Raw genomic sequence first — 26780 nt, forward strand, 5'->3', positions numbered from 1 at the left:
TTTCTGCTGCTCGCAGTTTTTACGGGTATCCGCCTCGCGCTGCTGACGCCGATCGGTCAGGTGGTTGACGAGCCGGCCCATATTGCGCGGGCCGGGGCGTTGCTGCACGGCGAATGGCTTGGGCGGCGGGTCATGTATCAGCCACCGGGCAAGGCCGCGATGCTGATCCCGGTCACACGGATCAATTATGGCCTGCTCAATGCCTCGATCGGCGAAATGGGCGCCTCGTGCGCAGCGCCGGCCAGCGCCGCAACCACAGCGATGGTGCCCTGGAGCAAGGCGCGGATCATCGATATCGATTACAATACGATCCAGTATTTTCCGGCCCTGTATCTGCCTGGCACATTGGGCATCGCGGTTGGGCGGGCAGCCGGGCAACGTCCGCTGGCGGCGCTGTTCACCGGCCGGCTGTTCATGCTGGCCGCGTATGGGCTGGTCGGCGCCGTGGCCATCGGTCTCGCGCGGTTCGGACGCGGGCTGCTGTTTGCCCTGCTGATGCTGCCCGAAGCGGTCAGTCTCGGCGCGTCGTTCAATCAGGATGGACTGCTGATTGCCATGGCGGCACTGGCCGGTGCCTTGCTGACGCTCGATCCGGCGCGCCATCCGCGGCTGCGCTGGCTGTTCCTGCCGGTGTTCACTTTGGTGATCTGTTCGAAACCGCCTTACGGCCTGTTGCTGTTTGCTGCCTTGATCCCCCTGGCGGCACCGCGACCGCTCCGCCGCATGGCACTGACCGCCCTATGGGCGATCCCGCCGCTGATATGGGTTGCGGTGATGACCCGCGTGTCACTGATGCCCTATGTGCTTGGCCCCTATCATCCAGGGCCGCTGTGGCCAGGCCCGGCAGACGCGATATTCACCACCACCGATCCCGCTGCCGCTCTGCGGGTGCTGCTGGCTGATCCGCTGCGCGTGATCAGCCTGCCGGTCCGGTTTCTGGTCGCGAACGGTGCGTTCCTGCTGAAATCCGCCATCGGGTCGCTCGGATGGCTCAACGTCAACCTTTCCCTAGGGGGTTATGCCGGGTGGACGATCGCCCTCGCAGCGGCGGCGCTGGGGGTGATGGCCGGGCAGCGCGACGGCGGGCTGGGCTGGCGGATGCGCGATGCCGTGCTGCTTCTCGCCCTGGTCGTCGTCAGTGTGCTGGCGGTCGAACTCGCGATCTACCTCAGCTGGGACAATGTCGGCAGCGCGATGATCTCCGGGCCTCAGGGCCGCTACTATCTGCTGTTTCTGCCGTTTCTGATGCTGGCCCTGCCGCGTCTGGGCGGACGCTTCGGGCCCCGGCTGGAATATCTGAGCCTGCTGCCCGCCGTTGCGATGGCTGTCATCGATACCGTGTCTCTGCCCGCCCTGATCGCGCACCGATTCTGCCTGTCATAGCGGCCACGTGCGCAGCGTTGGGGTGAGCCGCCATGTCGATCGATTTCGCCGCGATCGGGTGTCGCCTTATTCGAAATAACGTCCTATCCTTATGTCCATGGTTGTCGTTTCGGTGCCGTTGACGCGATGAATCACCACGCATGAGAAATCACGCATGAGCAATGGTTCATGAGTCTGGGGCGTGGTGCGGCGCATGGCGCGGCGTGGAATCTGGCGACCGCGATCGGTGAACGCAGCCTTGGCTTCCTGGTGCTGGCGATATTGATCCGCCACGTCACGGTGCGGGATGTCGGCGTGGTGGCGATTGCCTCGGCCCTGTCGGAAATCGGCCGGATGATCACCACCGGCGGGGCGGGCGAGCAGGTTGTTGCCTCACCGGGTGATCGGCGCGTCGAGGCCGGGGCTTTCTGGGCGCAGTTCCTGCTGGCGCTCGCCATGGCGGCGGCGCTGTTTGCCGCGGCACCCGTGCTGGCGCGACTTTATGACGCGCCGGTGCTGCAATGGGTGACGAGGGCGCTCTCGTTCAATATCGTCATCGGCGCGTTCCTGATCGTGCCCTCGGCGCGGCTGGCGCAACGTTTCGGGTTTCGCACCCTCAGCCTGATGTCGCTCGGCTCGACCATCCTTGCCGGCGTGGTCGCGTTGTCGCTGGTATTCAACGGCTACGGGCTCGATGCGCTGATCGCGCAGCGCGTGGTCGGGATCAGCTTCTATGCCATTGCCGCCTCGACCGCCGCGCGCTGGCGGCCGCCCGCGTTTCCATCCTGGCGCACCATCGGTAGTGCCATGCGGTTCAATATTCCGATGATGGGCGCGTCCTTCGTCGATTACATCGCGGCGACCGGCTATGTCGTGCTGGTGGGCATTCGGATGCCGGTCGCCGCGGTGGGTGAGTTCCGCATCGCGCAGCGGCTGGCTGAAGTGTTGCAGGAGCTGGCGATTTTTCCGGCGAGCAAGGTTTTTCTGCCGGTGTTCGTGACGGTGCGCAATGACCCGGAGCGGCGTTTCGCCGTCGCGCGGGACCTGATGGACGCCATCGCGATCGGTTCGCTTGCCGCCGCCGCGATCGCAGGCGCGATGGCGCGGCCAATCGTTGTGCTGATGTTCGGCCCGCGCTGGGTCGAGGCCGCCCCGGTCTTCGCCGCGATGAGCCTGATCGTGCCAGCGGCGGCGATCTATGCTTTCGTCAACCCGATGCTCACGGCGTTGCGACGCCCGGTGCTGGTGTCCGTGTTCGCCGCTCTCAACGCAGCGACAATCGCGCTCGCGGCCTGGTTCGCGGCACCGTTCGGGCTGGTCACCCTGGCATGGACATTGGCGGCGCGGGGCGTGCTGACGGCGGCGCTGCTGCTGCCGGCGCTTTCGATTGGCATCGGGCGCTCGGCATGGCCGTTGCTCCGGCTGTTCATCGCGCCGTTCACCGCGTTGATCGCGGCGCGAGTGGCGGCCGCGGCGGCGATGGCGGCAATCCACACCGGACCGGGTCTGACGCTTCACGCCATGATCGGGCAGTTGCTCGTGGATGGTGCCGTCTCCAGCACCGTCTTTCTGGCCGTGATGCTGGCTCTGGCGCCGCGCCGGGTGGTGGCGCTGGTGCGGCGCATGCTCGGGATGTTCAGCCGGGCGCCGGTCGAGGTGGAAGTGGTGTGAGCGCGCCGGTCATACCCGCAGCAAGCCCGCCATCGGCGCGGCATCGCGGCTGTTGGGAAACACGCGGGCCAGAGCCTCGGGGGTGAGATTGAACTGTCCCTGAATGACGCCCTTGGCGAGACTGCGGATATCGGCGGTGGGGGCGAGGTCGCGGTTCTGGAATAACTGCCCGGGCGCAAGTCCGGGCCAGGTCGCGCGAATTTTGCCGCCGGCAACCTGTCCGCCCGCGAGAAAGGCGACGGTGGCGGTGCCGTGATCGGTACCGTTGGTGCCATTGATCCGCGCGGTGCGGCCGAATTCGGTGATGACCAGCACAATGGTCTTCGACCAGGCTGATCCGAGGGCCGCGTGCAAAGCGGCGATACCGGCATCAAGATCGGCGAGAGGCTCATGCAGCAGAGCCATCTGATTTCCGTGAGTGTCCCAACCTTCGAGCTGGAAGGCGGCGATGCGTGGACCACCCTGTGCTGCGAGCAGCGCTCCGGCGGCCCGCGCCAGGGTTGGGAAGCCATAAGCGCGGGACGCCATGCCGTGATCCGCACCGGCATCCATGGCGGCGTTGCCGAGCGTTGCGTGATCAAACCGGGCGGCGCGCAACCCCTCGACGATGGCGGGGCCGAAGACCGGGTCGGGGCGGTTCAGCGCGGCGATATTGGCATAAAGCGCCGGTGATGGCTTCGCGAAGCCAGCAGGCGCGTAGGAGGCAATCGGTGTCGTGCCGCGCAACACCAGCGGCATGCCCATGCCAACCGCAAGCCCTTGGCCGGCAATGCCGCCGGCTGGGAGTTCGGCAATCAGCCGGTTCAGCCAGCCCGAATTGATACCGACCTGATCGACGCCGGTTTGCAGAAAATCCTGAGCTTCGAAATGGCTGCGCGTACGATAGGGGCCGGCGATCGCGTGGACCGGCAGAACTTCGTTCTTCCGGTAGAGTGCGTGCAGATTGACCAGGGCGGGATGGAACGCAAAAAACCCGCCAAGATCGAGCAGGGCTGATTGCTGCGGTATCAAAGCGGCGCGCATGGTTTTCAAGTTTGGATCGCCATAGGGTACCACGGCGGCCATGCCGTCGAGGGCGCCGCGCAGCAACACGACGACGAGGCGCTGCTCCCCGGGCGCGGCGGCGAGGGCGAGTTTCATGCGGCCGGCGGCGGCGATGGTTGCGAGTCCGAGCAGATTTTCACGACGGGTGAGGGTGATTGCCACGACCTATCTCCTCTGGAATTCGGGGGCCGCGAACAGCATGGCCAAAGCCTCGCGCGGCGATCCGGCGGTGGCGATTGCGGTTGCGGTTGCCGGTCTCAACAGCGTGCCGAGCGACGCTCGGGCGAACTCCATCGGGGCGGCGCGCGGGGTGCGGGCGGCGAGAGTGAAACCGAAATCGATCCGTGCGATCACAGCGTCCGAACCCGTCCAATCCGAACCATGGTCGGACCAGCCATCCGGCAACGGCGCCGCCCAAAGCGGTTGGCCCAGTTTTCTGAGCGCGCCGAGATAAAAACCGACCGGCGGATCAGTGATGCCCGTGGCCCGTGCGAGCGATATCGTGAAGTCAAACGGGGTCTTGACCTTGGTCAGCGGCTGCCAAGCGGCCGGCAGGTCGATCAGGGCATCAGCGGCGGCGCCGAGATTGCCCCTGGTCTCCGTCAGCACGGTGGCAAGCCGATCGACCGCGATTTGGGGTGGATGGTCGCCACAGAAATGCCAAGCCAGTTTGGTCGCGAGCGAACGATAAGTGGCGGGATGGGTGGCGAGGAAACGCAGCGCCGCGATGCCACCGGCCTCGCCGGGGGGAAATTGCCGACCGAGCACGCTGTGCGACCCTGGCTCATGCGCGAACGCACGGAACATGAAGCCTGTCGGCTGGTGTTGGGGGTTGATCGACCAGCCGGTAAGCAGCTTGGCCATATTGGTCACATCGCCTTGCGTATAATGCGCGCGGAGGCTCACGGTGTGCAATTCCATGCATTCGCGACCGAGATTTTCATTCAACCCTCGATGAAACCGCAAACCGGCCCTGCTGTTCGGTCCCACCGAGAATGCATTTGACAAATACAGCAGCATCGCCGGATGGCGTTCCGCGGCGAGCACCATATCGGAAAATTGACCGGTGACATGCGGGCGGATCGCTTCACGCACGAACGCGCCGACCAGCGGCGCGATGCCGCCCTGGCGGATCGACGTGGTGAAATGATTGGCCCAGAACCAAACCAGCCGCTCACGAAACGGCGCAGGGGTGGTCACGGCCCAGTCGAGCTGGGTTTTGGCCTCCCGCAGAAATATCGCCCGGCTGATCGGCTTGAAATTGCCCTTCAATGGCCGCCCGCTCTCCAGAATGCGCTTGCGCGCCATGGCGTCATCGCGTCGTGCCTGCAGCCCGTCGGCGCCGGTCGGGAGTGCGGCAAACGAAGCCTCGGCCAATGCCGGATCAGGCCCTTGGAGCTGCGCCCGCAGCCAGCCGCGCGCATCGGGGTCGCTCGGTGGCGCCCCGCCCGCCCCGAAACCAAACCTGATCATGGCGTGTGTCATGTCGCTGTCCATGGGCAACCCATAGCGGACCGGTTCGTCGCGAAGTGTTGCGAAGTGCTACCGATCGTCAGTTCGGGGCATGCGGGGTTTGGAGCGTTCCGGGCGATGCCCAGGCTTTATCGCGCGTCCCTCTCCCCGTATTGCCTCGCTGCTCATCTTGCCCGCATAATCGGGGTGAAAATCCGGAGCGTCGCATGACCGAAACTGATCAGAACCCTTCGCTTTTGGGCCGTATCGCCCGCCTGTTGTGGGGGTTTGTCAAAATCGTGGTGTTCACGCTGGGCGTGATCTTGCTGCTGATTTTTGTCGGTTCGGTTGCGATCGTGCGGCATTTTGAAGCGCAGCACGACAAGCCGCTGGCCAATCATTTCGCCTTGCTGCTCAATCTGGCGAATGCGCCACCCGATGCGGCGGCCCCGCCGGCCCTGCTGCGATTCGGGGTGGCGGCGCGGCCCAATCTGGTTCAGACGATCGAGGCCATCGACCGTGCCGGGCATGACGCGCATGTCACCGGCATTGATATCGAGCTCGGCAGCGGCTGTTGTTCGCTCACGACCGCCGAGGAGCTGCATAACGCGCTCGCGCGCTTCCGCAGCGAGAGCGGCAAGCCGGTGATTGCGCGCGCCATGTCACTCGATGGCGCGTCCGGCCTGGGGGCTTATGTGGTTGCCAGCGCGGCGAGCTCGATCGAATTATCCGAAGCCGGCGATTTCGGCGTCACCGGGCTGGCGCTGCAGACGCCGTTCGCGGCCGGGCTGTTGCAGAAGGTCGGCGTCGACGCGCAATTCGAGCATATCGGCAAGTACAAGACTTATCCACAGCTTTACACGCGCTCGTCGCCCTCGAAGGCGAATACCGAAATGCTCGATAGCCTGGCCGGCTCGCTCTATGACGCGGCTTTGGCGCCGATCGCCGCGCGCCTGCATCAAACCCCCGATCAAGTCAAACAATTGATCGATCAGGCGCCGCTCACGGCCGACCAGGCCAAGGCGGATCACCTGATCGATGCCGTTCTGCCGCTCGATGCGCGGATCGATCATTTTCCCGGCCATACCGCCAGTCTCGCCGATTTCGTCGCTCACGCGCCGGGACCCGCAAGCGGCGCCACCAAGGTCGCGCTGATCATTGCGCATGGAGACATTGAAGCGCCCGCGGCCACCGGCGATGCCAGCAATATCGATCCGCGCCACCTTGCCGATGAGATCGGCGATGCTCTGGACAACAAATCGACCAAGGCGATCATCCTCAGGCTCGATACGCCGGGCGGCACCGTCACCGGTTCAGCGCTGATCGGCGCCGAGGTCGCGCGCGCCCGGACCCTGCACAAACCCCTGATCATCTCGATGGGCGCGCTCGACGCCTCGGGGGGCTACTGGGTTTCCAGCCACGGAGCCGTGCTGGTCGCCGATCCGGCAACACTGACCGGTTCGATCGGGGTCCTCGGCGGCAAGCTGAGTTTCGGTGGCCTGCTCGACAAAATCGGTGTCTCCGTCGCCGGCGCCTCTCGCGGCGCCAATGCGTTGTTCGACAGCCCGACCACGGCGTGGACCAAACCGCAACTTGCGAACCTGCAAGAGATGCTCAATCTCGACTACGCCCAATTTGTCGGCTGGGTCGCCTCTGGTCGTCACATGAGCGCTGCTGAGGTCAACGCGATCGGGCAGGGCCGGGTCTGGACCGGCGTGCAGGCCAAGCAGCGCGGCCTGGTCGATCAGCTTGGTGGCTATCATACCGCGTTCAACGCCGTGCGTGCCGCCCTTAAACTGCCCGTGCATGCTCCGCTTGACATCACCAACGGAAATGCAACCCCAGGCATCCACGCGCTACTGGCGACAATGTTCCAGCGCGCCAATCCGCTCGGCATTGCTGAATTGCCGCCGCAAATGAAGGCCTTGCTGGCGCTTGGCAACTTACATCGTCTCTCGATGCCGCCGATCGAAATTTACTAACAAAACGTTAAATTCTACCCCGGCATAATGAATCCGCCGGGATACTGCCGTCGCCAGCTTTAGAACAAAGCATAAACACCCAATTATCGGGCCGGAGGTGATTTACCGTTCGTTAACGATTCCGATTTGTTGCCCTAAAATTCGAAGAATATCATGATTCAGAGGCATGAAACCCTTTGACGCCCATATTCGCCCATGTTATCCCATGTCCACCCATGGCGACTCGGGTGCGATGGCTTTGGCTGTGCATCCGGCCGTCAGCAGCGAGGCATAACAGGCGAGACGAAGGGGCTGTGACAAAGCCGGATGAGCCAATTTCTCGGCACCCATCAAAACCGGCTGGACGCGAAAGGGCGGGTTTCAATCCCGGCGCCTTTCCGGGCGGAGCTGCGCGGCGAGGCCGAGTCGATCAAGCTGGTGTTTCGTCCCTCGCACAAATACGCCTGCATCGAGGCTTGGCCGGAGCCACGTTTCGCCATGCTCGCCGCACGGCTCGACGGCCTGCAGATATTCAGCGACCAGCATGACGATCTGGCCGAGCTGATCTATGGCGACGCCTATAAACTCGATGCGGATAAGGAAGGCAGGGTATTGTTGCCCGAGAAGCTGATTGCTCATGCCGGGCTGACTGATTCGGTCGTGTTCAAGGGGCGGGGCGATATTTTTCAGATCTGGGAACCCTGTGCCGCCGAGCGCCGCAGTGCGGCGGTTCGCGAACCGTCCCGTGCCGCCACCATGACCTTGCCCGTCGGATTCGTGCCGTGAGCGGTCACATCCCGGTCCTGCGCGACGAGGCGGTGGCGATGCTTGCCCCGCGCGATGGTGGTGTCTATCTCGATGGCACGTTTGGCGGCGGCGGTTATAGCGCCTCGATCCTTGCGGCCGCGGCTTGCTCGGTGTGGGCGATCGACCGCGATCCAGCGGCGATCGCGCGGGGTGCTGCGCTTGCGGCGGCGCATCCGGACCGGCTGCATCTGATCGAGGGTCGTTTCGGCGACCTTCTCGATCTGCTTCGAACGGCCGGGGTTTCCCGGCTGGACGGCGCGGTCTTCGATTTTGGAGTTTCATCCTATCAGATCGATGACGCCGCGCGGGGGTTCTCCTTCCGGGGTGACGGCCCGCTGGACATGCGGATGGGCTCATCGGGTGAAACGGCCGCTCATATCGTCAATACGCGCGGCGAAGCTGAACTCGCTGACATTCTGTATCAATTCGGCGAGGAGCGAGCCTCGCGTCGGATCGCCGCCGCCATCGTCGCCCGCCGCGCCACCGCGAAATTTGAAACCACTGCGGATCTTGCCGGGGTGATCCGCAGTGTCGTGCGCCCGGATAAATCGGGCATCCACCCCGCTACGCGCAGTTTTCAAGCGCTGCGGATCGAGGTCAATCAGGAGCTCGCCGAAATCGAGCGCGGCCTGGCCCAGGCGGCGGCGCTGCTTGCGCCGGGCGGCCGTCTCGTCGCCGTCTCGTTTCATTCGCTCGAAGACCGGCTTGTCAAGCATTTCATGCAGAATGCCACCGGCCGCAGCGCGGCCCCCTCGCGCCACGATCCCTCACATCTGTCGCCGGGCGTGGCGCCGCGGTTCGCGGCGCTGACCAAGCGGGTGATTACGCCGGGCGATGCTGAAATTTCCGCCAATCCGCGCGCCCGATCCGCCCGGTTGCGTGCGATCGAACGGCTTGCCGCATGATCCGCCCGGTCACCTTCATCACCACCATCATGGCGCTCTCATCCGGGGCGTGGATGTTCGTGGTCAAGCACCAGGCCGAGCAACTCGATCGCCAGATCGGCGGCGTCACGGCGCAAATCCGCGGCTCGGAACAGCGCATCCGGGTGTTGCGCGCCGAATGGGCACTCGAGACCGACCCCAATCGCCTCGCCCGGCTCGCCACGATGTTCCTGCCAGAACTCAAACCGATGCTGCCCGACCAGCTGGTCACCTGGTCCGAACTGGCTGATCGTCTGCCGCCGCCCGGTGCCACCATACCCCATCTGCCGTTGCCGCCGCCTTTGCCCGATCAATTGCCGGACACGCCGATGACAACCGCAACCCCTGTTGCACCGCCCGGCCCGATCGCGTCGATCGCGGCGCCCGGCGAAGGGGCGCCGCCGGTCGCGCTGCCGCCGAACGCCGTGCCCGTAGCCAGCGCCCTATCGCCCCCGAGCGCTCATCACGCGCCCGATTTGGCCGCGGCCCATTTGGCTGTCGCCCGCGCGGTCACGAAACCCCACCCCGCACGGCTGATCCACCGGGTCACCGTGGTGCGTCACGCGTTGCCCAAGTCAGATCACCCGGTCCGAAGCCGGCCGATACCGCTTGGCCAGTCGGTTCTGGCGCCGATGCGAACCGTGCGGCCGATGGGCGCGCAGATCATGACCATCAACGCGCAAGCGGCGCCCATGTCGGCACCCATCTCGGCACCGGTGCCCGCCCGGATTTCCCACCCTGTCACACCGCCACCGTCGGCTTCGGTGTTCGGGGGCTATGCGGCCGATCTGCCACCGCCTCGCCCGGTCGCTGGTTCGGCGCCGTGACTCAACCACCACCACCAGACCAAACCCCGAGGCATCTGCCGCGGCGTTCGGGGGCTTGGAATGCTGCGCGTAATCCCGGCGCACCGGAGCAGGGCGCGACGCCACGCGTCGAGCAAATCCGTATCACCACGCCCGATCTGGCCCGCCGCGCCGCACTCGCGGTACTGCAGAAACGCATGGTGTTCGGCCTGTTCGGCTTTCTGTTGATCTTCAGCATCCTGGCCGGGCGACTGATCGATGTCTCGGTGATTAATCCGACCCATCCGGATGAGGCCGCCATCGCCGCCGAATTGCCGCGTACCACGATTCTGCTGCCACCGCCGGCGCGCGCCGAAATCACGGATCGCAACGGCGTCATCCTGGCGGTTTCGCTGCCCGGCGCAGCACTTTACGCCAACCCTAAACAGATCGGCGATCCCGGCGAAGTTGCCCGTCAGATCACCGCCGTCATTCCAACGCTCGATCCCGGCTGGCTGGAATCGCGCCTCGCCGATCGCAAGCGCGACTTCGTCTATCTTGACCGCGAACTGACCGCCGAACAGGAACTCGCCGTCAATCAACTCGGCATCCCGGGAGTCTATTTCGAGAATATCGAGCATCGTCACTATCCTGAGGGCGATCTGGCGGCCCATATCCTCGGCGGCGTCACGCCCGACCAGCGCGGCATTGCCGGTGTCGAACAATATTTCAACAAATCACTCACCGCCGATCCCGAGACCCCCTTGCGCCTGTCGATCGATATCGGTGTCGAGGGTATCGTGCGTCAGGAAACCGAGCAGGCCATGACCGATTATGCGGGCGTTGGTGCCTGCGGGATCGTGATTTCGGCACGGACCGGCCGGGTGCTCGCGATGGCCAGCCTGCCCGATTACAGCGCCGGCTCCCTTGGCACGGCATCGGCGGACGAGCGGTTCAACCGCTGTGTCTCCGGCGATTATGAACCCGGGTCGGTGTTCAAGCTGATGACGCTGTCGATGGCTCTCAACTCCGGCATGATCCACTATTGGGACAGATTCGACACGACCCATCCGCTGCATGTTGGTCGATTCACCGTCACCGATTTCGAGCCCGCCCATATCTGGATGACGGTGCCGCATATTCTTGAAGTGTCCTCAAACATCGGCGCCTCGCGCATTGCCACGATTCTTGGGCCTGAAATTCAGCGAACCTGGCTGAAGAAACTCGGCTTCTTCGGCAAGCCGCCGATTCAGCTGCCCGAAGCGCAACCGGCAATGTACCACCCGAAATCGGACTGGAAGCTATTGACCACCATGACCGTCAGCTTCGGCAACGGCATCGCGATGTCACCGCTGCAACTGATTTCAGCCGTCGTGCCCGTGGTCAACGGCGGCGTGTATTATCCGCCTTCGCTCGACGATCAGGGTCCGCCGCCGGCGGGGGTGCGTGTCATGCGCGCGCAAACATCATTGATCATGCGCAAAATGATGCGCAACGTGGTGGTCGCACCCCAGGGCACCGGCGTTTATGCGCGGGTTCCCGGCTATCTGGTCGGCGGCAAGACCGGAACCGCCCAGGTCGTCGGGCCCAACGGGCGGTATATGAAGCATTTGAACAATGCCTCGTTCATGGCGGCGTTCCCGATGACCGATCCGCGCTACGTGGTCTATGTGTTGGTGCTGCAACCGCACGCGACCAAAAAGATGCTGCCATTCTGCCACGGCTTCACCACCGGTGGCTATGTCGCGGCTCCGGCCGTCGCCAATATCATTGCCCGAATCGGCCCGATGCTCGGTATCATGCCGCTCTCGGGTGACAAATTAGCCGCCGCTGAGGCCCAACTCTCGATCCCGATCGATCCGGGCCCACCGCCGGGCCGGTCGGCGCTGGGACCGGGCCGCCTGTTTCCGCCGGGCGCAAGCAAATACGCTTATATGCTGGCCGGTCAGAAGCCGCCGGCGGTGACCGACGAGGCCGCGCACGACGCCGCCCTCGCCCGCACCGAAATGTGGCAACCGCTGGGTGCAACGGCAGAAACCATCAGCGCCCCCTCAGCCCCGATCATCGGCGGTGCGGTCTCGCATCAGACCATGAACGCCAACTCCCCCTTCACCCATGCGGGGGGATGAGTTGATGAGCCGGCTTGCCGCCATCGCGCAATCACCGCCGGCCTGGACCGTGGCGCGTGATTGCATCATCACCGGCATCACCGCTGACAGCCGCGCGGTGGCGCCCGGTATGGTGTTTGCCGCCCTTCCGGGGACCAGGACCGATGGCCGGCGCTTTATCGCTGATGCCATCGCGCGCGGTGCGGTCGCTATTCTCGCGCCCCCCGACACGATCTGGCCGGATTTCGAATCGTCCTGCCCGCTGCTGGCTGACGCCAATCCGCGCCGCCGCCTCGCTGAAATCGCCGTGGCGCTCACCGGGCCGATGCCGCGATCGATCGCCGCCATCACCGGCACCAACGGCAAGACCTCGACGGTTGATTTTCTGCGCCAGATCATCGAAGCCACCGGCACACCTGCCGCATCGCTCGGCACTCTCGGGTTGGTGGCGCCCGGTTTTCCGGCGGGCGAGAGCCTGACCACGCCGGATCCGGTCACGATTGCCGCCACGTTGGCCCGTTTGAAGGCCGCCGGCATCGATCACGTCGCGCTCGAGGCCTCATCGCACGGACTCGATCAGTACCGGCTCGATGGTCTGCGCCTCGCGGCGGCCGCCTTCACCAATCTGACCCGCGACCATTTGGATTATCACGGCAATCTTGCCCGGTATCGCGACGCCAAGCTCCGCCTGTTCACCGAATTATTGCCACACGACGCGCCCGCGCTCGCCATGGCCGATCTCGACGCGGTTACCCTCGCGGCTCTGCGCGCGCATCGGCCCGACCTCGCGACAGTCGGTGACAATGGTTCAGCGATCAACCTTCGCCGTGCGACACCGGTGCCCGCCGGCCAGGTGTTGATCATCGAGGCCGCCGGACGGCGCCACGAACTCCTCCTCCCCTTGCCAGGTCGTTTCCAGGCCGATAACGCCCTGCTCGCCGCAGGCCTGGCCCTCGCCCTCGGCTTCGAGGCGGCGCTCGACCAGCTCGCGACCCTTGCCCCGGTGCGTGGCCGGTTGGAACGTGTCGGTACGCTCGCCAACGGCGCTGCCGCCTATGTCGATTACGCCCACACGCCCGACGCGCTGGAACGCCTGCTCACGGCGCTGCGCCCCCATGCGACTGGCCGTCTGATCCTGGTCTTCGGCGCCGGTGGTGATCGTGATCGGGGCAAACGCCCGCTGATGGGCGCAGTTGCCGCGCGATGCGCCGATCTCATGATCGTCACCGACGATAATCCCCGCAGCGAAGACCCGGCCGCGATCCGCGCCGCCATTCTCGCCACCTGCCGCGATGCGCACGAAATCGGCGACCGTCGCAAGGCGATCGAAACCGGCCTCGCCATGCTGAAGCCGGGCGATGTTCTCGCGGTGGCCGGCAAGGGTCATGAGCAGGGCCAGACCATCGGCACCACAATCCTGCCGTTCGACGATGCCGCGGTTATCCGTGAGTTCCTGGCATGACCGTGCTGTGGTCCGCCGCCGATCTCGAAATCGCCACGGGCGGTGTCTTTGCGCGTGATCGATTCGCAGTCACCGGCGTCGCGATCGATAGCCGCACCCTGGCGAACGGTGATCTCTTCGTCGCCCTGACCGATTCCCGCGATGGGCATGATTTTATCCCCGATGCCCTGCAAAACGGCGCTGCGGGCGCGCTTGCCTCGCGTGACGACGGCATCGGACCGGTCCTGCTGGTTGACGATCCACAGGCGGCGCTCACCCGCCTCGGCGAATTCGCCCGCGCCCGCGCCACCGCCAAGGTTGCCGCCATCACCGGCAGCGTCGGCAAATCCACCACCAAGGAAATGCTGCGCCGGATTTTCAGCCATTTCGGCGCCACCCACGCGGCCGAAGCCTCGTTCAACAACCATATCGGCGTGCCGCTCACCCTGGCCCGCATGAGCCCGGCCGCAGATTTCGCGGTGATCGAAATCGGCATGAACCATCCCGGTGAAATCGCCCCGCTCGCCGCCATCACCCGCCCGCATGTCGCGATCATCACCAGCATTGCGGCCTCCCATATCGGCATGATGGGCTCGATCGAAGCGATCGCCGACGAAAAGGCCACGTTGCTGCGCGGCCTCGTCGCGGGCGGTGCCGCCATCCTGCCGCGCGGCCCGCATCTGGCGCGGCTGGCCCGCCGCGCGCCGGACGACACCAGCATCATCTCCTTCGGCACCCAGGATCTCGCCGAGGCAAGGCTGATTGCCGCCGACAGCGACCCGCAGGGCGTCGATCTTGCCGCCCGCATCCTCAACCGCGTCGTTCATCTGCGTCTCGCCGCCCCCGGCAGCCACATGGCGATGAATGCGGTCGCCGCTCTTGCCGCCGCCGCGGCACTTGGACTCGATCCCGAAGCCGCCGCCGCGGCGCTCGACGGTTTCGTCCCGCTCGCCGGGCGCGGCGCGCGACGCCGTCTGCGCCTCGGCGATATCGCCATCACAATCATCGATGAGAGCTACAACGCCTCCGCAGCTTCGGTCCGCGCGGCGCTCGACGTGCTCGCTCTGCACGAGGGCCGCCACGTCGTCGTGCTCGGCGACATGCTCGAACTCGGCGACTTTGCGGACCGCGAGCATCGTGACCTTGCCGATCCGGTCGCCGCCGTGGCGGATCTGGTGCTCGCCTGCGGCGAAAAAATGCGACTGATGGCCGATGATCTGCCGGATACCTGCCCGCATCGATGGGCGGACTCAGCAGAGAAACTCGCCCCTCTGGTGCGCGATGCGCTGCGGGATGGCGATGTCGTGCTCGTCAAAGGTAGCTTTGGCTCGCGCATGCGGACGATCATCACCACACTTGAAGCGGCCGCCTGATGTTTTACGCGCTCCTCCTGCCGCATGTGGCCCAATTCCATGTGCTGAACCTGATCCGCTACATCACCTTCAGGGCGGGTGGCGCCTGCATCACCGCCTTGATCGTGAGTTTCTTGCTGGGTCCACGCCTGATCCGCTGGCTCAAATCGCTCCAGCGTCAGGGACAGCCGATCCGCCTCGATGGCCCCGAACGCCATCTGATCGAAAAAAAGGGCACGCCCACCATGGGCGGCTTCCTGATCCTGATCGCGCTGAGCGTGTCGACCCTGCTCTGGGCCGATCTGGAGAACGGTTACGTCTGGGCGGTTCTGATGGTCACGATCGGTTATGGCGCGATCGGCTTCGCCGATGATTTCCTGAAACTGACCAGGCGAAACACCAAGGGCGTGCCAGGAAGGGTCAAGCTGATCTTTCAGGCGCTGATCGGCCTGATCGCCGCGGTTTGGATCACGCATCTGATGCCGGCCTCGATTGCCGATGACCTGGCGGTGCCGGTATTCAAGCATCTGCTGATCCCCTTCGGCTTCGCCTTCCCGCTGATCGCGATGTTCGTCATGATGGGCGCGTCCAACGCGGTGAACCTGACCGATGGTCTGGATGGGCTGGCGATCGTGCCGACCATCATCGCCGCCGGCGTGTTCGCGCTGATCGCCTATCTGGTCGGCAACCGTATCTTTGCCCATTACCTCCAGATCAATTTCGTCCCGGGCACCGGCGAACTCGCGGTGTTCTGCTCGGCCCTGATCGGCTCGGGCATGGGGTTTCTGTGGTACAACGCGCCTCCCGCCGCCGTCTTCATGGGGGATACCGGCTCTCTGGCACTCGGCGGCGCGCTTGGCTCCGTCGCGGTGGCGACCAAAAACGAGATCGTGCTCGCCATCGTCGGCGGGCTGTTCGTGGTGGAGACGGTTTCGGTCATCGTGCAGGTGTTCTGGTACAAGCGCACCGGGCGGCGGGTGTTCTTGATGGCCCCCTTGCATCATCATTTCGAGAAAAAGGGGCTGGCCGAACCGACCATCGTGATCCGGTTCTGGATCGTCGCGATGATCCTCGGCCTCGCCGGTCTCGCAACGTTGAAAATCCGATGAACGATCCGTCAAAAATGTGGCCGTCAAAAATGTGGCCGCCAAAAATATGGCCGCGTGTCTTTGAAGGGCAGGATTTCGCCGTTCTCGGGCTCGGTGACAACGGGTTACCCGCGGCGCAGAGCCTGATGGCCATGGGCGCTCAGGTCATCGCCTGGGACGATGATGCCGCCAAGCGCGACGCCGCCGCCCAACTCGGCATCGCCCTCGCCAAACCCAGCGAGGCCGCGCATCTCGACGCGCTGATCCTCTCGCCAGGCATCCCCCATCACCTGCCCCGCCCGCATCCTGAAGCGGCGGCAATGGTCGCGCGCAATGTCGCGATCCTGAGTGACGCCGAATTGCTCTACCGTGCCGTCCGCGCCGCCGGCAGCCGCGCCCGGTTCGCCGGCATCACCGGTACCAATGGTAAATCGACCACCACAGCGCTGCTCGCGCATATTATCGCCGGCGCCGGCATCCCTGTCGCCAGCGGCGGCAATCTTGGCCCGGCCGCTCTGGCCCTGCCGCTGCTGCCCGATCACGGAATTTATGTGCTGGAAATGTCGAGTTACATGTTGGAGCGAATCGCGACAATGCGCTTCGATGCAGCCGCAATGCTGAACATTACCCACGACCACCTCGACCGCCATGGCAACATGACCGGATACGTCGCTGCAAAGGCAGCGATTTTCGCACGCCAAATCGGGACTGATACAGCGGTCATCGGGATCGATGACGATCCATCACGCGCCCTCGCCGACCAGATCGCCGACCAACCAGCCCGCGTCATCCGCATTTCCGGCCATCAAACCACCGATATCTATGCCGATCAGCGTATCGTGAATGATCAATTTGGTCTGATCGCAGACCTGTCAACCGCGCCGGCGCTGCGCGGCACCCATAATGCCCAAAACGCCGCCGCGGCGACCGGCATGGCGCTCGCACTCGGCATCGATCGCACGACCATCGCCAACGCCATGGCCAGTTTCCCCGGCCTGCCACATCGCCAAAAATGGATTGCCAGGGTCGGCGCCGTCGACTTCATCGATGACAGCAAAGCGACAAATGCCGATGCCGCCGCACGCGCCCTCGATAGTTTCGATCGCGTGGTCTGGATTGCCGGCGGCCTCGGCAAGGCCGGCGGCATCGACTCGCTGACCCCATGGTTCAGCCATGTCGAGCATGCTCTCCTGATCGGCCGGGATGCCGCGACCTTCGCAACCACCCTCGCCCGCCACAAAGTACCGTTCGAGATCGTTGAAACGCTCGACCGTGCGGTGCCGGCGGGTTACGCCGTGGCGACCCGGCGCGGCATTCAGACGGTGCTGCTCGCTCCCGCCGCCGCCAGTTTCGACCAATTCGCGAACTACGCCGAACGCGGTAGGCACTTCGCCGCCCTTGTGCACGCGCTGGCCAAACCGCGGGGGAACGGCTGATGCCGGTTCTCTCCCGCGCGGATACCTCGATCGTCGGTCGCTGGTGGTGGAGCATCGACCGCGTGATGCTCACCGCCCTGATCCTGCTGGTCGGGATCGGCTATGTGCTGGCCCTCGCCGCCACCCCGGCCACCAATCTGGCCCTGTCCGATCCCCGCACCATCGTGATGATCAAACAGATTATCTATCTCGCGGTCGGCGCCTTCATCATGCTCGGCACCTCGATGCTCGACCTCAAGCAGGTCAAACTCGCCGCCCTCGGCATCGGCATCGTGTTTCTCATCCTCACGGCGTTCACCCTGGTCCATGGTGTCGTGATCGATGGTGGTCGCCGCTGGATCGCGCTCCCCGGATTCACGATCCAGCCATCGGAATTCCTCAAGCCGGCGTTGATCATCGCGACCGCCTGGCTCCTCGCGGAACGTCGCCGCACGCCCGGTTTTCCGGGGATGCTCGCCGCGTTCGGTCTCAACGGTCTGGTGCTGTTGATTCTGTTGCGTCAACCCGATGTCGGGTCGACCGCGCTGGTCGCCTCGACCTTCTTTGCCCAACTTTTTCTTGACGGGCTCAACCTCTACTGGGTCGGCGTCGCCGTCGCCGGGTTCGGCGTTTCGGGATTTGCCGCCTTCGAATTCATCGCCCATGTCCACACGCGCGTGATGCTGTTCCTGCATCCCACCAAGGATAAAGCCTACCAGGCGATCACCGCCCTCTCCGCCTTCGGCAACGGCGGCCTCTGGGGGCGTGGCCCCGGCGAGGGTCAGGTGAAACACTATCTGCCGGATGCCCGCGCCGATTTCGTGTTCGCCGTCGCTGGCGAGGAATTCGGCCTGATCGTCTGCCTCGGGATCATTCTGATCTTCGCCGTCATCGTGCTGCGCGGCCTCGCCCGCATCATGCGCGAAACCGACCTCTTCGTCGCGCTCGCCGCATCGGGCCTGTTGGTGAGCTTCGGCCTGCAGGCCTTCATCAACATGGCCTCGTCCCTGTCGCTGATCCCGACCAAGGGCATGACGCTGCCCTTCATTTCCTATGGCGGCTCGGCAGTGCTCGCGGTCGGGCTGCACATGGGCTTCCTGCTCGCCCTCACACGTAAGCGCAACCACGCCGAACGCGCCGCCGAGCGCGGCCCCGGCATGGGTGTGCAGGACCGGATGGCATGAGGGGTTCGATGCTGAAACCCATCGTCATCGCGGCGGGCGGCACCGGCGGGCATCTGTTCCCCGCCGAAGCGGTCGCCGATCTGCTGATGCAGCGTGGCGAGCGCGTGGTCCTGATGACCGATCATCGGTCCAGCGCGTCGAAATCTTCGGTATTCGCCAGTTGCGAACAGCATGTTCTCGACGGCGCCGGCCTCGCTGGCCGCGGCCCCGCGCAAATGGCCGCCGGACTCCGCCAACTCGCGCGCGGCACGAGAACCGCGCGAAACCTGCTCGCCACGCTCGATGCGTCGGCCCTGATCGGCTTCGGCGGCTACCCTTCGGTTCCCCCGATCGTGGCGACCCTTGGGCTGCACCACCGCCCCGCCGTTATTTTGCATGACCAGAACGCCATCCTCGGCGGTGCCAATCGCCTTCTTGCCCGTTTTGCCGACCATCTCGCGATCAGCTTCGCAAATACCCAGGCCGTGCCACGCCGGATCAAAACCACGCTGACGGGCAATCCGGTCCGCCCGGCGGTCGCGCAACGGGTCGCCTCGCCCTACGCGGCGCCGGCCGATCGCATCAACCTGCTGGTGCTCGGCGGTTCGCTGGGCGCACGGATTTTCGCCAGCCTGATCCCCGCCGCCCTGGCATCCCTGCCTGAACCGCTCCGCCGCCGCATTGACCTGACCATGCAATGCCCGCAGGCCGAAATCGCGGATGCCGAAGCCATGCTCGACCAGGCCGGGATCGCCAGCCGCCTCGCCCCGTTCTTTGCCGACGTCGCCCCTCGCATCGCCGCCGCCCATCTCGTCATCGCCCGCGCCGGCGGATCGACGGTTGCCGAACTCGCGGTGATCGGCCGGCCGGCCATTTTTATCCCCCTCGCGATCAATGCCGACCAGCGCCACAACGCCGATGCCATCGCGCGCAAGGGGGGCGCGATCCGGCTCGATCAATCGAGCCTCACCCCACCGGTTCTCGCGCGCGCGTTCGAAACCCTTCTGGCCGAACCAGGTCGTCTCGCCGCCATGGCCCAGGCCGCCGCCCATTGCGGTATCGCGGATGCCGCCACCCGTCTCAGCGATCTGGTGCAATCCTGTGTGACGGAGCGCACGTCATGAGAGCGATGCCGCTCGGGATCGGAATGATCCATTTCGTTGGGATCGGCGGTATCGGCATGTCGGGTATCGCCGAGGTGCTGCACAATCTCGGCTATTCGGTGCAGGGTTCCGATATTGCCGAAAGCCCCAATGTGCAGCGCCTGCGCGCCGCCGGCATTCCGGTGGCCATCGGTCACGCCGCCGCCAATCTCGGTGCTGCCCAGGTCGTGGTGATCTCCACCGCCGTGCCGCGCGACAATCCCGAAGTGCAGGCGGCGCGCAGCAAGCTCATCCCCATCGTTCGCCGCGCCGAAATGCTCGCCGAACTGATGCGGCTGCGCTGGTCGGTCGCCATCGGCGGCACCCACGGCAAAACCACGACGACCAGCATCGTCGCCGCCGTGCTCGACGGCGCAGGTTTCGATCCCACCGTGATCAACGGTGGCATCATCAATGCCTATGGCACCAATGCCCGCCTCGGCACCGGCGACTGGATGGTGGTCGAAGCCGACGAAAGCGACGGCAGCTTCCTCCGCCTGCCGTCGGTCATCGCCGTCGTCACCAATATGGACCCCGAACATCTCGACCATTGGGGGACCCGCGAAGCGATGGAGGCAGGCTACCGCCAGTTCGTATCCAACATTCCCTTCTACGGTTTCGCGGTTCTCTGCATCGATCATCCGGCGGTGCAGCAGATGATCCCCGATCTGTCGGATCACCGGCTGATCACCTATGGGTTTTCACCCCAGGCCGATGTGCGCGCCGAGCGGATCATGTCCGATCGCAACGGGGCCACCTTCGAGGTTCGACTGTCGGATCGGATCGGCGGCAAATCCCGCCGCCTTGGTCCATTCCGGCTGCCGATGCTGGGCAACCACAACGTCGCCAACGCCCTCGCCGCGATCGCCATCGGCATCGAAATGGAGATTCCGGAAACCGATCTGCGCGCCGCCCTCGCGGGTTTTGGCGGTGTCAAACGCCGGTTTACCAAAACCGGCGAGGTCGGCGGTGTCACCGTCATCGATGATTACGGTCACCATCCGGTCGAGATCGCCGCCGTGCTCAAGGCCGCGCGCCAGGCCGGCGCGCGCGAGGTCATCGCCGTGGTTCAGCCGCACCGGTATTCCCGCCTCGCCTCGCTGTTCGAGGATTTCTGCACCTGCATGAACGATGCCGATACCGTCATCGTCGCGGATGTCTATGCCGCCGGCGAGCAACCGATCGAAGGCGTCGACCGGGACGCGCTGATCGATGGATTGCGCGCGCATCAGCACCGTGCCGTGGTGCCGCTCGCCAGCCCCGATCATCTGGCCGAAATGATCAAGGCGATCGCCCGCACCGGCGATTTCGTGGTCTGTCTCGGCGCCGGCAGCATCACCCAATGGGCGCAGGCGCTGCCGGCTCAACTCCAGGCCCTGTCGCGCGGACCGGGAGGGACGCGATGATGGCCGCCACACGCCGCGCCGACTGGCGTGACACCCTGCCGGTTCCACGTGGCCGGGCGGCGTTCGATGCGCCGCTGGGCGCCGCCACCTGGTTCCGCGTCGGCGGCGCGGCCGATTATCTGCTCCGCCCACGGGATACCGAGGATCTCGCTCAATTCCTCGCCGCCCTCAGTCCGGAACTGCCGGTCACCATCATCGGCGCGGCCTCCAACCTGATCATACGTGACGGCGGCGTTCCCGGCATCGTGATCAAACTGGCCCGTGGCTTTGCCGATATTTCGATCGAACCCGACGGCCTCATCGCCGGCGCCGCGGCGCTCGACATCACCATTGCCGAACACGCCGCCGCCGCCGGGCTTGCCGGCCTCGAATTCCTCTCCGGCATTCCCGGCTCGCTCGGCGGCGCCGTCGCGATGAATGCCGGCGCCTATGGCGGCGAGATCAGCGACGTGCTCGACTGGGTCGAGATCGTCGGACGGGATGGCCATATCGCGCGCTACAGCGCCGCCGATCTGGCCCTGTCCTATCGTCACGCCACGCTGCCACCCGGCGGCGTGGTCGTTCGCGCCCGCCTAGCCGCTGAACCGGGCGACCCGACCGCGATCACCGCGAAAATGGCGCAGATCCGCACCAGTCGTGAGGCGAGCCAGCCCATCCGCGCCCGCACCGGCGGCTCGACCTTCCGCAACCCCGAAGGCTACAAGGCGTGGCAATTGATCGATCAGGCCGGTTGCCGCGGGCTGAGGATCGGCGATGCGCAGGTTTCCGAAAAGCACTGCAATTTCCTGATCAATCGCGGCTCGGCCAGTGCCGCCGACCTCGAGGCGCTCGGCGATGCCGTCCGCGCCCGCGTTCAGGCTGAAACCGGCATCGCCCTGCATTGGGAAATCAAGCGCATCGGCATTCCGCAACGGGGGCGCGCATGACGCGCCCGATGGTCAAGCGCGTCGCCGTGCTGTTCGGCGGCATCTCCGCCGAACGCGAGGTCAGCCTCGCGTCCGGGCGACAGGTCATCGCGGCGCTCGAATCGGTCGGCTACGCGGTGCAGCCGATCGACGTCGGCACCGATCTCGGCGCGGTCATCGCCCAGCTGACGCCGCCGCCCGATGCCGTGTTCAACGCCCTGCACGGCCGCTTCGGCGAAGATGGCACCATCCAGGGCGTGCTCGATTACATGGGCATCCCCTATACCCATTCCGGTGTCCGCGCGTCCGCCATGGCGATGGACAAATCCGTCGCCAAGGCGACCTTCGCCGCCGCCGGACTGCCCCTTGCCCGGCACCGCATCGTTCCCCGCGAAGATCTCGCGGACACCGATCCGTTGCCGCGCCCCTATGTGTTGAAGCCCGTCAACGAAGGCTCCTCGGTCGGCGTGTTCATCATCCGCGACGGCGATAATCGCCGCGCCGACATCGCCCGCGACTGGCATTTCGGCGACATGGTGATGGCCGAGGAATATATCGCCGGCCGTGAGCTCACCGTCGCGGTGCTCGATGGCCGCGCCCTGGCCGTTACCGAGATTCTCTCGGACGGTTTTTACGACTATGTCGCCAAATACGCCGAGGGCGGCTCGCGTCACGACATTCCCGCCCGCATCGCCCCCGCCATCACCGCGCGGGCCAAGGATGTCGCGGTTGCCGCCCATCACGCGCTCGGCTGCCGGGGCGCCAGCCGCGCCGATTTCCGCTATGACGACGAGACCGACCGGCTGGTCCTGCTCGAGGTGAACACCCAGCCCGGCCTGACGGCAACGTCGCTGCTCCCCGAGCAGGCCGCCTATTGCGGCATGGATTTCCCGGCTCTCTGCATCTGGATGGTGGAGCACGCCGCATGTCGCGTGTGAAATCCCGCAAACCGAAAATCCAGGATCGCCCGAGCACGCGAACCCTGCTGCTGCGACGCTTCCGCAAATCGGGCAAACCCGCCGTGATCGCCGGCGTCGTCATTGCCATGCTCGTCATCGCGCCGTTCGGACTGCGCGGGGCGTCGAGCCTGATCCGGCCGATCCATCGCGACCTTGCCGATCTCCTCGCCGATGGCGGCATGCGTGTCGAACATATCGACATCACCGGCGCCACCACCACGCCGCGCGCCTCGGTCGAACGCGCGCTGGATCTGAAACAAGGCATGCCCATCCTGGCGTTTTCGCCCCATGCGGCCGCCGTGCGCATCGCCGCACTCGGCGCCGTCCGCAGCGCCACGGTCGAACGCATCCTGCCCGACACGGTGCGGGTCAATGTGATCGAGCGCCGCCCGGTGGCGATCTGGCAGAAGCCCGACAACAGCTTCGCCCTGATCGGCCCCGATGGCACGGTATTAGCCGGCCATGATGCCGCCGCCGCCCGCGCGCACGATCCTGGCCTGCCCTTACTCGTCGGCGCCGGCGTGCCGGAGCATGCCGCCGCCCTGCTGGCGCTGCTGAAACGCTACCCATCGATCGCCAAACATGTCGTCGCGGCCGAGCGAATCGACAATCTACGCTGGAACCTCCTGCTCCGCGATCACACGACGGTCAAACTGCCCGACCAGCACGCGGCCGCGGCGATGGCCCGTCTGGTGCAGGCCGATGACCGGATCGAATTGCTGGAGCGTCCGGTGCGCACGATCGATCTGCGCCTGGCCGATCGCCTCGTGGTCCGCCCGTATCCCAAAGGTTTCATCACCGACGCCGCACCATCATCGGGCCACCAGTCATGAAAAGGACCGCAGCATGAACGACATGTCTCGTCGCGCGGCACTTCCGCCACAGAAAGGCGACGCGAGGCCGGATACCGCCCGCCCCCGCCCGGCGCGCTCCGGCCCGTTCGGCGTGCTCGACATCGGCTCCACCAAAATCGCCTGCCTGATCGGCCGCGCTGAGTCCGATGGCAGGCTGCGCGCGCTGGGGTTCGGCTGGCAGAAGGGCAGGGGGATCAAATCGGGCGGCATCGTCGATCTCGACGAGGCGGAACGCGCGATCCGCGCCGCCGTCGGCGCCGCCGAGGATCAGGCCGACATGCGGCTGAAATCGGTGATCGTGAACCTCTCCTGTGGTCAGCCGGAATCGCGCCTGTTCAACGTGCAATGGCCGATCGATGGCCGCGCGGTCGCCGGTGATGACATCCGCCGCGTCGTGCGCGAGGCAAGATCGCGCGCCGCCTCGGAAGGCCGCGGCACGATCCACGCGCTGCCGCTCAATTTCGCGACCGACGAGACCGGCGGCGTCGCCGATCCGCGCGGGTTGTATTGCGATACGCTGACCTCACAGCTGCATGTCATCGATGCGGCGACCACCGCGATCAAGAGTCTCACCGCCTGCCTCGAACGCTGCGAGCTGGAAATTTCCGGCATGGTCTCCGCCCCCTTCGCCTCGGGCCTCGCGACGCTGGTGGCCGATGAGCGCGAACTCGGCGCGACCGTGATCGACATGGGCGGCGGCACCACCACGATTTCGGTCTTCGCGGAGAACCATCTGCTCCATACCGCGCAACTGCCGATCGGCGGCATTCACGTCACCAACGATGTCGCCCGCCTGCTGTCCACCCAGGTCGCCCACGCCGAACGGTTGAAGACCCTGTATGGCACCTGCCAGGAAAGCCCGGACGATGCGCGCGAACTGCTGCCGGTGCCGCTGGTCGGCGAGGCGGAGCATCAGATCGCGAAAGTGCCGCGCAGCGCGCTGGTCTCGATCATCCGCCCCCGCATCGAGGAGATTTTCGAACTCGCGCGCGACCGGATCGAAACCTCCGGCCTCGGCCGGGCCGCCGGGGCGCGGGTCGTGCTGACCGGCGGTGCGGCCCAGCTGGTCGGCGCGCGGGAACTCGCCGCGCATATTCTCAACCGCCAGGTCCGCCTCGGCCGGCCGTTCGGGGTGATCGGCCTGCCCGACGCCGCGACCGGACCGAATTTCGCCACCTTGATCGGGTTGCTCGCCTTCGCCACCGGCGACGGCCAGACCATGCACGATCTCGATTTCACCGCCGAAACCCCGAACGGGGTGCTTGCCCGCCTCATCGCCTTCCTCAAACGGCGCCTCTGAGATGACGCGCCCCGATTTTTACCCCGTCGCAAAACGCACAACGCCCGCCTGCCAGGAGATGCAGCCATGACTTTGAACCTCACCATCCAGAAAACCAGCCACACCGATTTCACCCCGCGCATCACGGTCATCGGCGTGGGCGGCGGCGGCACCAACGCGGTCAACAACATGATCGCGCTCAATCTGCCTGGCGTCGATTTCGTGGTGGCCAACACCGATGCGCAGCAGCTGCTGCTCTCGCGCGCGGAACGGCGCATCCAGCTTGGCCCGCACATCACGCAGGGCAACGGTGCCGGCGGACGCCCGGAAGTCGGCAAGGCCTCGGCCGAGGAAGCCGCCGAGGATCTCGCCCGGCATCTCGATGGCGCGCATATGGTGTTCATCACCGCCGGCATGGGCGGCGGCACCGGCACGGGGGCTGCCCCGGTGATCGCGCGGATGGCGCGTGAGCGGGGCATCCTCACCGTCGGCGTCGTGACCAAGCCGTTCTCGTTCGAGGGCCGGCGCCGGCTCAAATCGGCCGATGAGGGCATCACCGAGTTGCAGAACTACGTCGATACGCTGATCGTCATTCCGAACCAGAACCTGTTCAAGGTCGCCAACGAGCGCACCGGCTGGAAGGAAGCCTTCGAAATGGCCGACCATGTGCTCTACATGGGTGTGCGCGGTGTCACCGATCTGATGGTGGTGCCCGGCATGGTCAATCTCGATTATGCCGACATCCGTTCGGTGATGTCCGAAATGGGCAAGGCGATGATGGGCACCGGCGAGGCCGAGGGCGAAGACCGCGCGATCCGCGCCGCCGAGGCCGCGATTTCCAACCCGCTGCTCGAAGACACCAACATGAAGGGCGCGCGTGGCCTGCTGATCAACATCACCGGCGGTTCGGACCTGACGTTGTTCGAGCTCGATCAGGCGGCCAACCGCATCCGCGAGGAGGTCGACGAGGACGCCAACATCATGGTCGGCATGGCGCTCGATGAAAATCTCGGTGGCCGCGTGCGGATTTCAGTGGTGGCGACCGGCATCGACTCCGCCGCCCCGGCGCAATCCGAGCGGCCGAAACTGGTCGCAATGGGCGGCGGCGGCGTGATGAGCGATGCGGTTGCCGGCGGTAACGTCCATCAAGCCGCGCCGGCATCGCAACAGCCGGTGCTCAACGTGGTGCCGCAGCAGCCGCCCGCGCAGCATCAGGTGCCGCAGCAACAGGCGTTCCAGCCCCAGGCGATGCAGGCCCAGGCGATGCAGGCCCAACCCTATCAGGACGCGCCGATGCGCGCCCCGATTTCCGCCCCGGCCGCCTACCGCGAGGCACCGCGCGCCGCCGCCGAACCTTCCCGCAAAGGCAGCCTGTTCAGCCGGATGACCAGCGGGTTCCGTGGCGCCGCCGCCCCCCAGCCGATGCCGCAGGCCGAGCCGCAGCGCCACGCGCCGCAATCGGCCTATGTGATGCCGCAGGAACCGGCACCGGCCCACCAGGCCGCCCCCGCCCAGCCGGTGCAGCCGCATTTCGCGCAACCTGCGCCGCAGGCTGAGCCGCGTCCGGCCGTGCGGCTCGCCCATAACGAGGAAATCGGGATCGACATCCCCGCCTTCCTCCGCCGCCAGCAATCCTGACCCTGCACCCGTCCCAACGGCGCCG

The 26780-nt window shown here is 65.7% G+C and carries 21 protein-coding genes; 19 read left to right on the forward strand and 2 right to left on the reverse strand.

From position 1 onward, the window contains the following. Positions 1-1383: DUF2142 domain-containing protein (locus ACP5E6_RS06550; RefSeq protein WP_427953033.1), on the forward strand; the 1383-nt coding region annotated here is incomplete at its 5' end. Between the two features lie 168 nt (positions 1384-1551). After that, a complete protein-coding gene (locus tag ACP5E6_RS06555; protein ID WP_427953035.1) occupies positions 1552-3033 on the forward strand; it encodes an oligosaccharide flippase family protein in 1482 nt (493 codons plus the stop codon). A 9-nt stretch (positions 3034-3042) separates the two neighbouring features. On the opposite strand, the gene ACP5E6_RS06560 is transcribed toward ACP5E6_RS06555, so the two are convergent. Beyond that, positions 3043-4233 carry a DUF1501 domain-containing protein gene (locus ACP5E6_RS06560; RefSeq protein WP_427953084.1) on the reverse strand — a complete coding sequence of 397 codons (1191 nt, stop codon included), beginning with the start codon at positions 4231-4233 and terminating at the stop codon, positions 3043-3045. 9 nt (positions 4234-4242) lie between these two features. Further along, the gene (locus ACP5E6_RS06565; protein WP_427953037.1) at positions 4243-5562 is read right to left on the reverse strand and encodes a DUF1800 domain-containing protein; all 1320 of its coding nucleotides are present in this window, start codon (positions 5560-5562) and stop codon (positions 4243-4245) included. A gap of 194 nt (positions 5563-5756) precedes the next feature. Here ACP5E6_RS06565 and ACP5E6_RS06570 point away from each other — a divergent pair, with 194 nt between their 5' ends. The 17 genes from ACP5E6_RS06570 (at position 5757) to ftsZ (ending at position 26755) form a co-directional block, all read left to right on the forward strand. Then, the gene (locus ACP5E6_RS06570; RefSeq protein WP_427953039.1) at positions 5757-7511 is read left to right on the forward strand and encodes a S49 family peptidase; all 1755 of its coding nucleotides are present in this window, start codon (positions 5757-5759) and stop codon (positions 7509-7511) included. Between the two features lie 306 nt (positions 7512-7817). After that, entirely contained in the window at positions 7818-8276 is a 459-nt protein-coding gene (mraZ, locus tag ACP5E6_RS06575; protein WP_427953041.1) for a division/cell wall cluster transcriptional repressor MraZ, read from the forward strand. Then, positions 8264-9202 carry a 16S rRNA (cytosine(1402)-N(4))-methyltransferase RsmH gene (rsmH, locus tag ACP5E6_RS06580; protein ID WP_427953086.1) on the forward strand — a complete coding sequence of 313 codons (939 nt, stop codon included), beginning with the start codon at positions 8264-8266 and terminating at the stop codon, positions 9200-9202. The genes mraZ and rsmH overlap by 13 nt, the downstream gene beginning before the upstream one ends. After that, positions 9199-10047, forward strand: coding sequence for a cell division protein FtsL (ftsL, locus tag ACP5E6_RS06585; RefSeq protein ID WP_427953043.1), 849 nt, complete (start codon positions 9199-9201; stop codon positions 10045-10047). Before rsmH ends, ftsL begins: the two co-directional genes overlap by 4 nt. Continuing rightward, positions 10044-12134 (forward strand): peptidoglycan D,D-transpeptidase FtsI family protein, encoded by a 2091-nt coding sequence (locus ACP5E6_RS06590; protein WP_427953045.1) that lies wholly within the window; start codon positions 10044-10046, stop codon positions 12132-12134. Before ftsL ends, ACP5E6_RS06590 begins: the two co-directional genes overlap by 4 nt. A 4-nt stretch (positions 12135-12138) precedes the next feature. Then, positions 12139-13575, forward strand: coding sequence for a UDP-N-acetylmuramoyl-L-alanyl-D-glutamate--2,6-diaminopimelate ligase (locus ACP5E6_RS06595; RefSeq protein WP_427953047.1), 1437 nt, complete (start codon positions 12139-12141; stop codon positions 13573-13575). Next, positions 13572-14927 carry a UDP-N-acetylmuramoyl-tripeptide--D-alanyl-D-alanine ligase gene (locus ACP5E6_RS06600; protein WP_427953049.1) on the forward strand — a complete coding sequence of 452 codons (1356 nt, stop codon included), beginning with the start codon at positions 13572-13574 and terminating at the stop codon, positions 14925-14927. Before ACP5E6_RS06595 ends, ACP5E6_RS06600 begins: the two co-directional genes overlap by 4 nt. Next, positions 14927-16015, forward strand: coding sequence for a phospho-N-acetylmuramoyl-pentapeptide-transferase (mraY, locus tag ACP5E6_RS06605; protein WP_427953051.1), 1089 nt, complete (start codon positions 14927-14929; stop codon positions 16013-16015). The genes ACP5E6_RS06600 and mraY overlap by 1 nt, the downstream gene beginning before the upstream one ends. Next, the gene (gene murD, locus ACP5E6_RS06610; protein ID WP_427953053.1) at positions 16012-17430 is read left to right on the forward strand and encodes a UDP-N-acetylmuramoyl-L-alanine--D-glutamate ligase; all 1419 of its coding nucleotides are present in this window, start codon (positions 16012-16014) and stop codon (positions 17428-17430) included. Before mraY ends, murD begins: the two co-directional genes overlap by 4 nt. Then, on the forward strand, positions 17430-18593 hold the full coding sequence (locus tag ACP5E6_RS06615; RefSeq protein WP_427953055.1) for an FtsW/RodA/SpoVE family cell cycle protein: 1164 nt from the start codon (positions 17430-17432) through the stop codon (positions 18591-18593). Before murD ends, ACP5E6_RS06615 begins: the two co-directional genes overlap by 1 nt. Positions 18594-18601: 8 nt before the next feature. Then, positions 18602-19696, forward strand: coding sequence for a UDP-N-acetylglucosamine--N-acetylmuramyl-(pentapeptide) pyrophosphoryl-undecaprenol N-acetylglucosamine transferase (locus ACP5E6_RS06620; protein ID WP_427953057.1), 1095 nt, complete (start codon positions 18602-18604; stop codon positions 19694-19696). Beyond that, entirely contained in the window at positions 19693-21120 is a 1428-nt protein-coding gene (murC, locus tag ACP5E6_RS06625) for a UDP-N-acetylmuramate--L-alanine ligase (RefSeq protein ID WP_427953059.1), read from the forward strand. Before ACP5E6_RS06620 ends, murC begins: the two co-directional genes overlap by 4 nt. Continuing rightward, complete coding sequence (gene murB, locus ACP5E6_RS06630; RefSeq protein ID WP_427953061.1) at positions 21117-22046, forward strand: UDP-N-acetylmuramate dehydrogenase; 930 nt, start codon at positions 21117-21119, stop codon at positions 22044-22046. Before murC ends, murB begins: the two co-directional genes overlap by 4 nt. After that, the gene (locus tag ACP5E6_RS06635) at positions 22043-22963 is read left to right on the forward strand and encodes a D-alanine--D-alanine ligase (protein WP_427953063.1); all 921 of its coding nucleotides are present in this window, start codon (positions 22043-22045) and stop codon (positions 22961-22963) included. Before murB ends, ACP5E6_RS06635 begins: the two co-directional genes overlap by 4 nt. Then, complete coding sequence (locus ACP5E6_RS06640; RefSeq protein ID WP_427953065.1) at positions 22951-23817, forward strand: cell division protein FtsQ/DivIB; 867 nt, start codon at positions 22951-22953, stop codon at positions 23815-23817. Before ACP5E6_RS06635 ends, ACP5E6_RS06640 begins: the two co-directional genes overlap by 13 nt. A 13-nt stretch (positions 23818-23830) precedes the next feature. Next, positions 23831-25138: a cell division protein FtsA gene (gene ftsA / locus ACP5E6_RS06645; RefSeq protein WP_427953067.1), complete on the forward strand. Its 1308-nt coding sequence runs from the start codon at positions 23831-23833 to the stop codon at positions 25136-25138. A gap of 66 nt (positions 25139-25204) precedes the next feature. Further along, positions 25205-26755, forward strand: coding sequence for a cell division protein FtsZ (ftsZ, locus tag ACP5E6_RS06650; protein ID WP_427953069.1), 1551 nt, complete (start codon positions 25205-25207; stop codon positions 26753-26755). The last annotated feature ends 25 nt before the right edge of the window (positions 26756-26780 follow it).

This window comes from Acidiphilium sp. (assembly GCF_049977125.1).
Classification (GTDB): Bacteria; Pseudomonadota; Alphaproteobacteria; order Acetobacterales; family Acetobacteraceae; genus Acidiphilium.

Excerpts from the sequence above, each read along its gene's own strand:
- ACP5E6_RS06615 (WP_427953055.1), top strand. The coding sequence starts at position 17,430 with ATGCCGGTTCTCTCCCGCGCGGATACCTCGATCGTCGGTCGCTGGTGG.
- ACP5E6_RS06600 (WP_427953049.1), top strand. The coding sequence starts at position 13,572 with ATGACCGTGCTGTGGTCCGCCGCCGATCTCGAAATCGCCACGGGCGGT.
- murD (WP_427953053.1), top strand. The coding sequence starts at position 16,012 with ATGAACGATCCGTCAAAAATGTGGCCGTCAAAAATGTGGCCGCCAAAA.
- ACP5E6_RS06640 (WP_427953065.1), top strand. The coding sequence starts at position 22,951 with ATGTCGCGTGTGAAATCCCGCAAACCGAAAATCCAGGATCGCCCGAGC.
- ACP5E6_RS06565 (WP_427953037.1), bottom strand. The coding sequence starts at position 5,562 with ATGACACACGCCATGATCAGGTTTGGTTTCGGGGCGGGCGGGGCGCCA.
- ACP5E6_RS06555 (WP_427953035.1), top strand. The coding sequence starts at position 1,552 with ATGAGTCTGGGGCGTGGTGCGGCGCATGGCGCGGCGTGGAATCTGGCG.
- ACP5E6_RS06635 (WP_427953063.1), top strand. The coding sequence starts at position 22,043 with ATGACGCGCCCGATGGTCAAGCGCGTCGCCGTGCTGTTCGGCGGCATC.
- mraZ (WP_427953041.1), top strand. The coding sequence starts at position 7,818 with ATGAGCCAATTTCTCGGCACCCATCAAAACCGGCTGGACGCGAAAGGG.
- murC (WP_427953059.1), top strand. The coding sequence starts at position 19,693 with ATGAGAGCGATGCCGCTCGGGATCGGAATGATCCATTTCGTTGGGATC.
- ACP5E6_RS06620 (WP_427953057.1), top strand. The coding sequence starts at position 18,602 with ATGCTGAAACCCATCGTCATCGCGGCGGGCGGCACCGGCGGGCATCTG.
- murB (WP_427953061.1), top strand. The coding sequence starts at position 21,117 with ATGATGGCCGCCACACGCCGCGCCGACTGGCGTGACACCCTGCCGGTT.
- ftsA (WP_427953067.1), top strand. The coding sequence starts at position 23,831 with ATGAACGACATGTCTCGTCGCGCGGCACTTCCGCCACAGAAAGGCGAC.
- ACP5E6_RS06595 (WP_427953047.1), top strand. The coding sequence starts at position 12,139 with ATGAGCCGGCTTGCCGCCATCGCGCAATCACCGCCGGCCTGGACCGTG.
- ACP5E6_RS06570 (WP_427953039.1), top strand. The coding sequence starts at position 5,757 with ATGACCGAAACTGATCAGAACCCTTCGCTTTTGGGCCGTATCGCCCGC.
- mraY (WP_427953051.1), top strand. The coding sequence starts at position 14,927 with ATGTTTTACGCGCTCCTCCTGCCGCATGTGGCCCAATTCCATGTGCTG.
- ftsL (WP_427953043.1), top strand. The coding sequence starts at position 9,199 with ATGATCCGCCCGGTCACCTTCATCACCACCATCATGGCGCTCTCATCC.
- ftsZ (WP_427953069.1), top strand. The coding sequence starts at position 25,205 with ATGACTTTGAACCTCACCATCCAGAAAACCAGCCACACCGATTTCACC.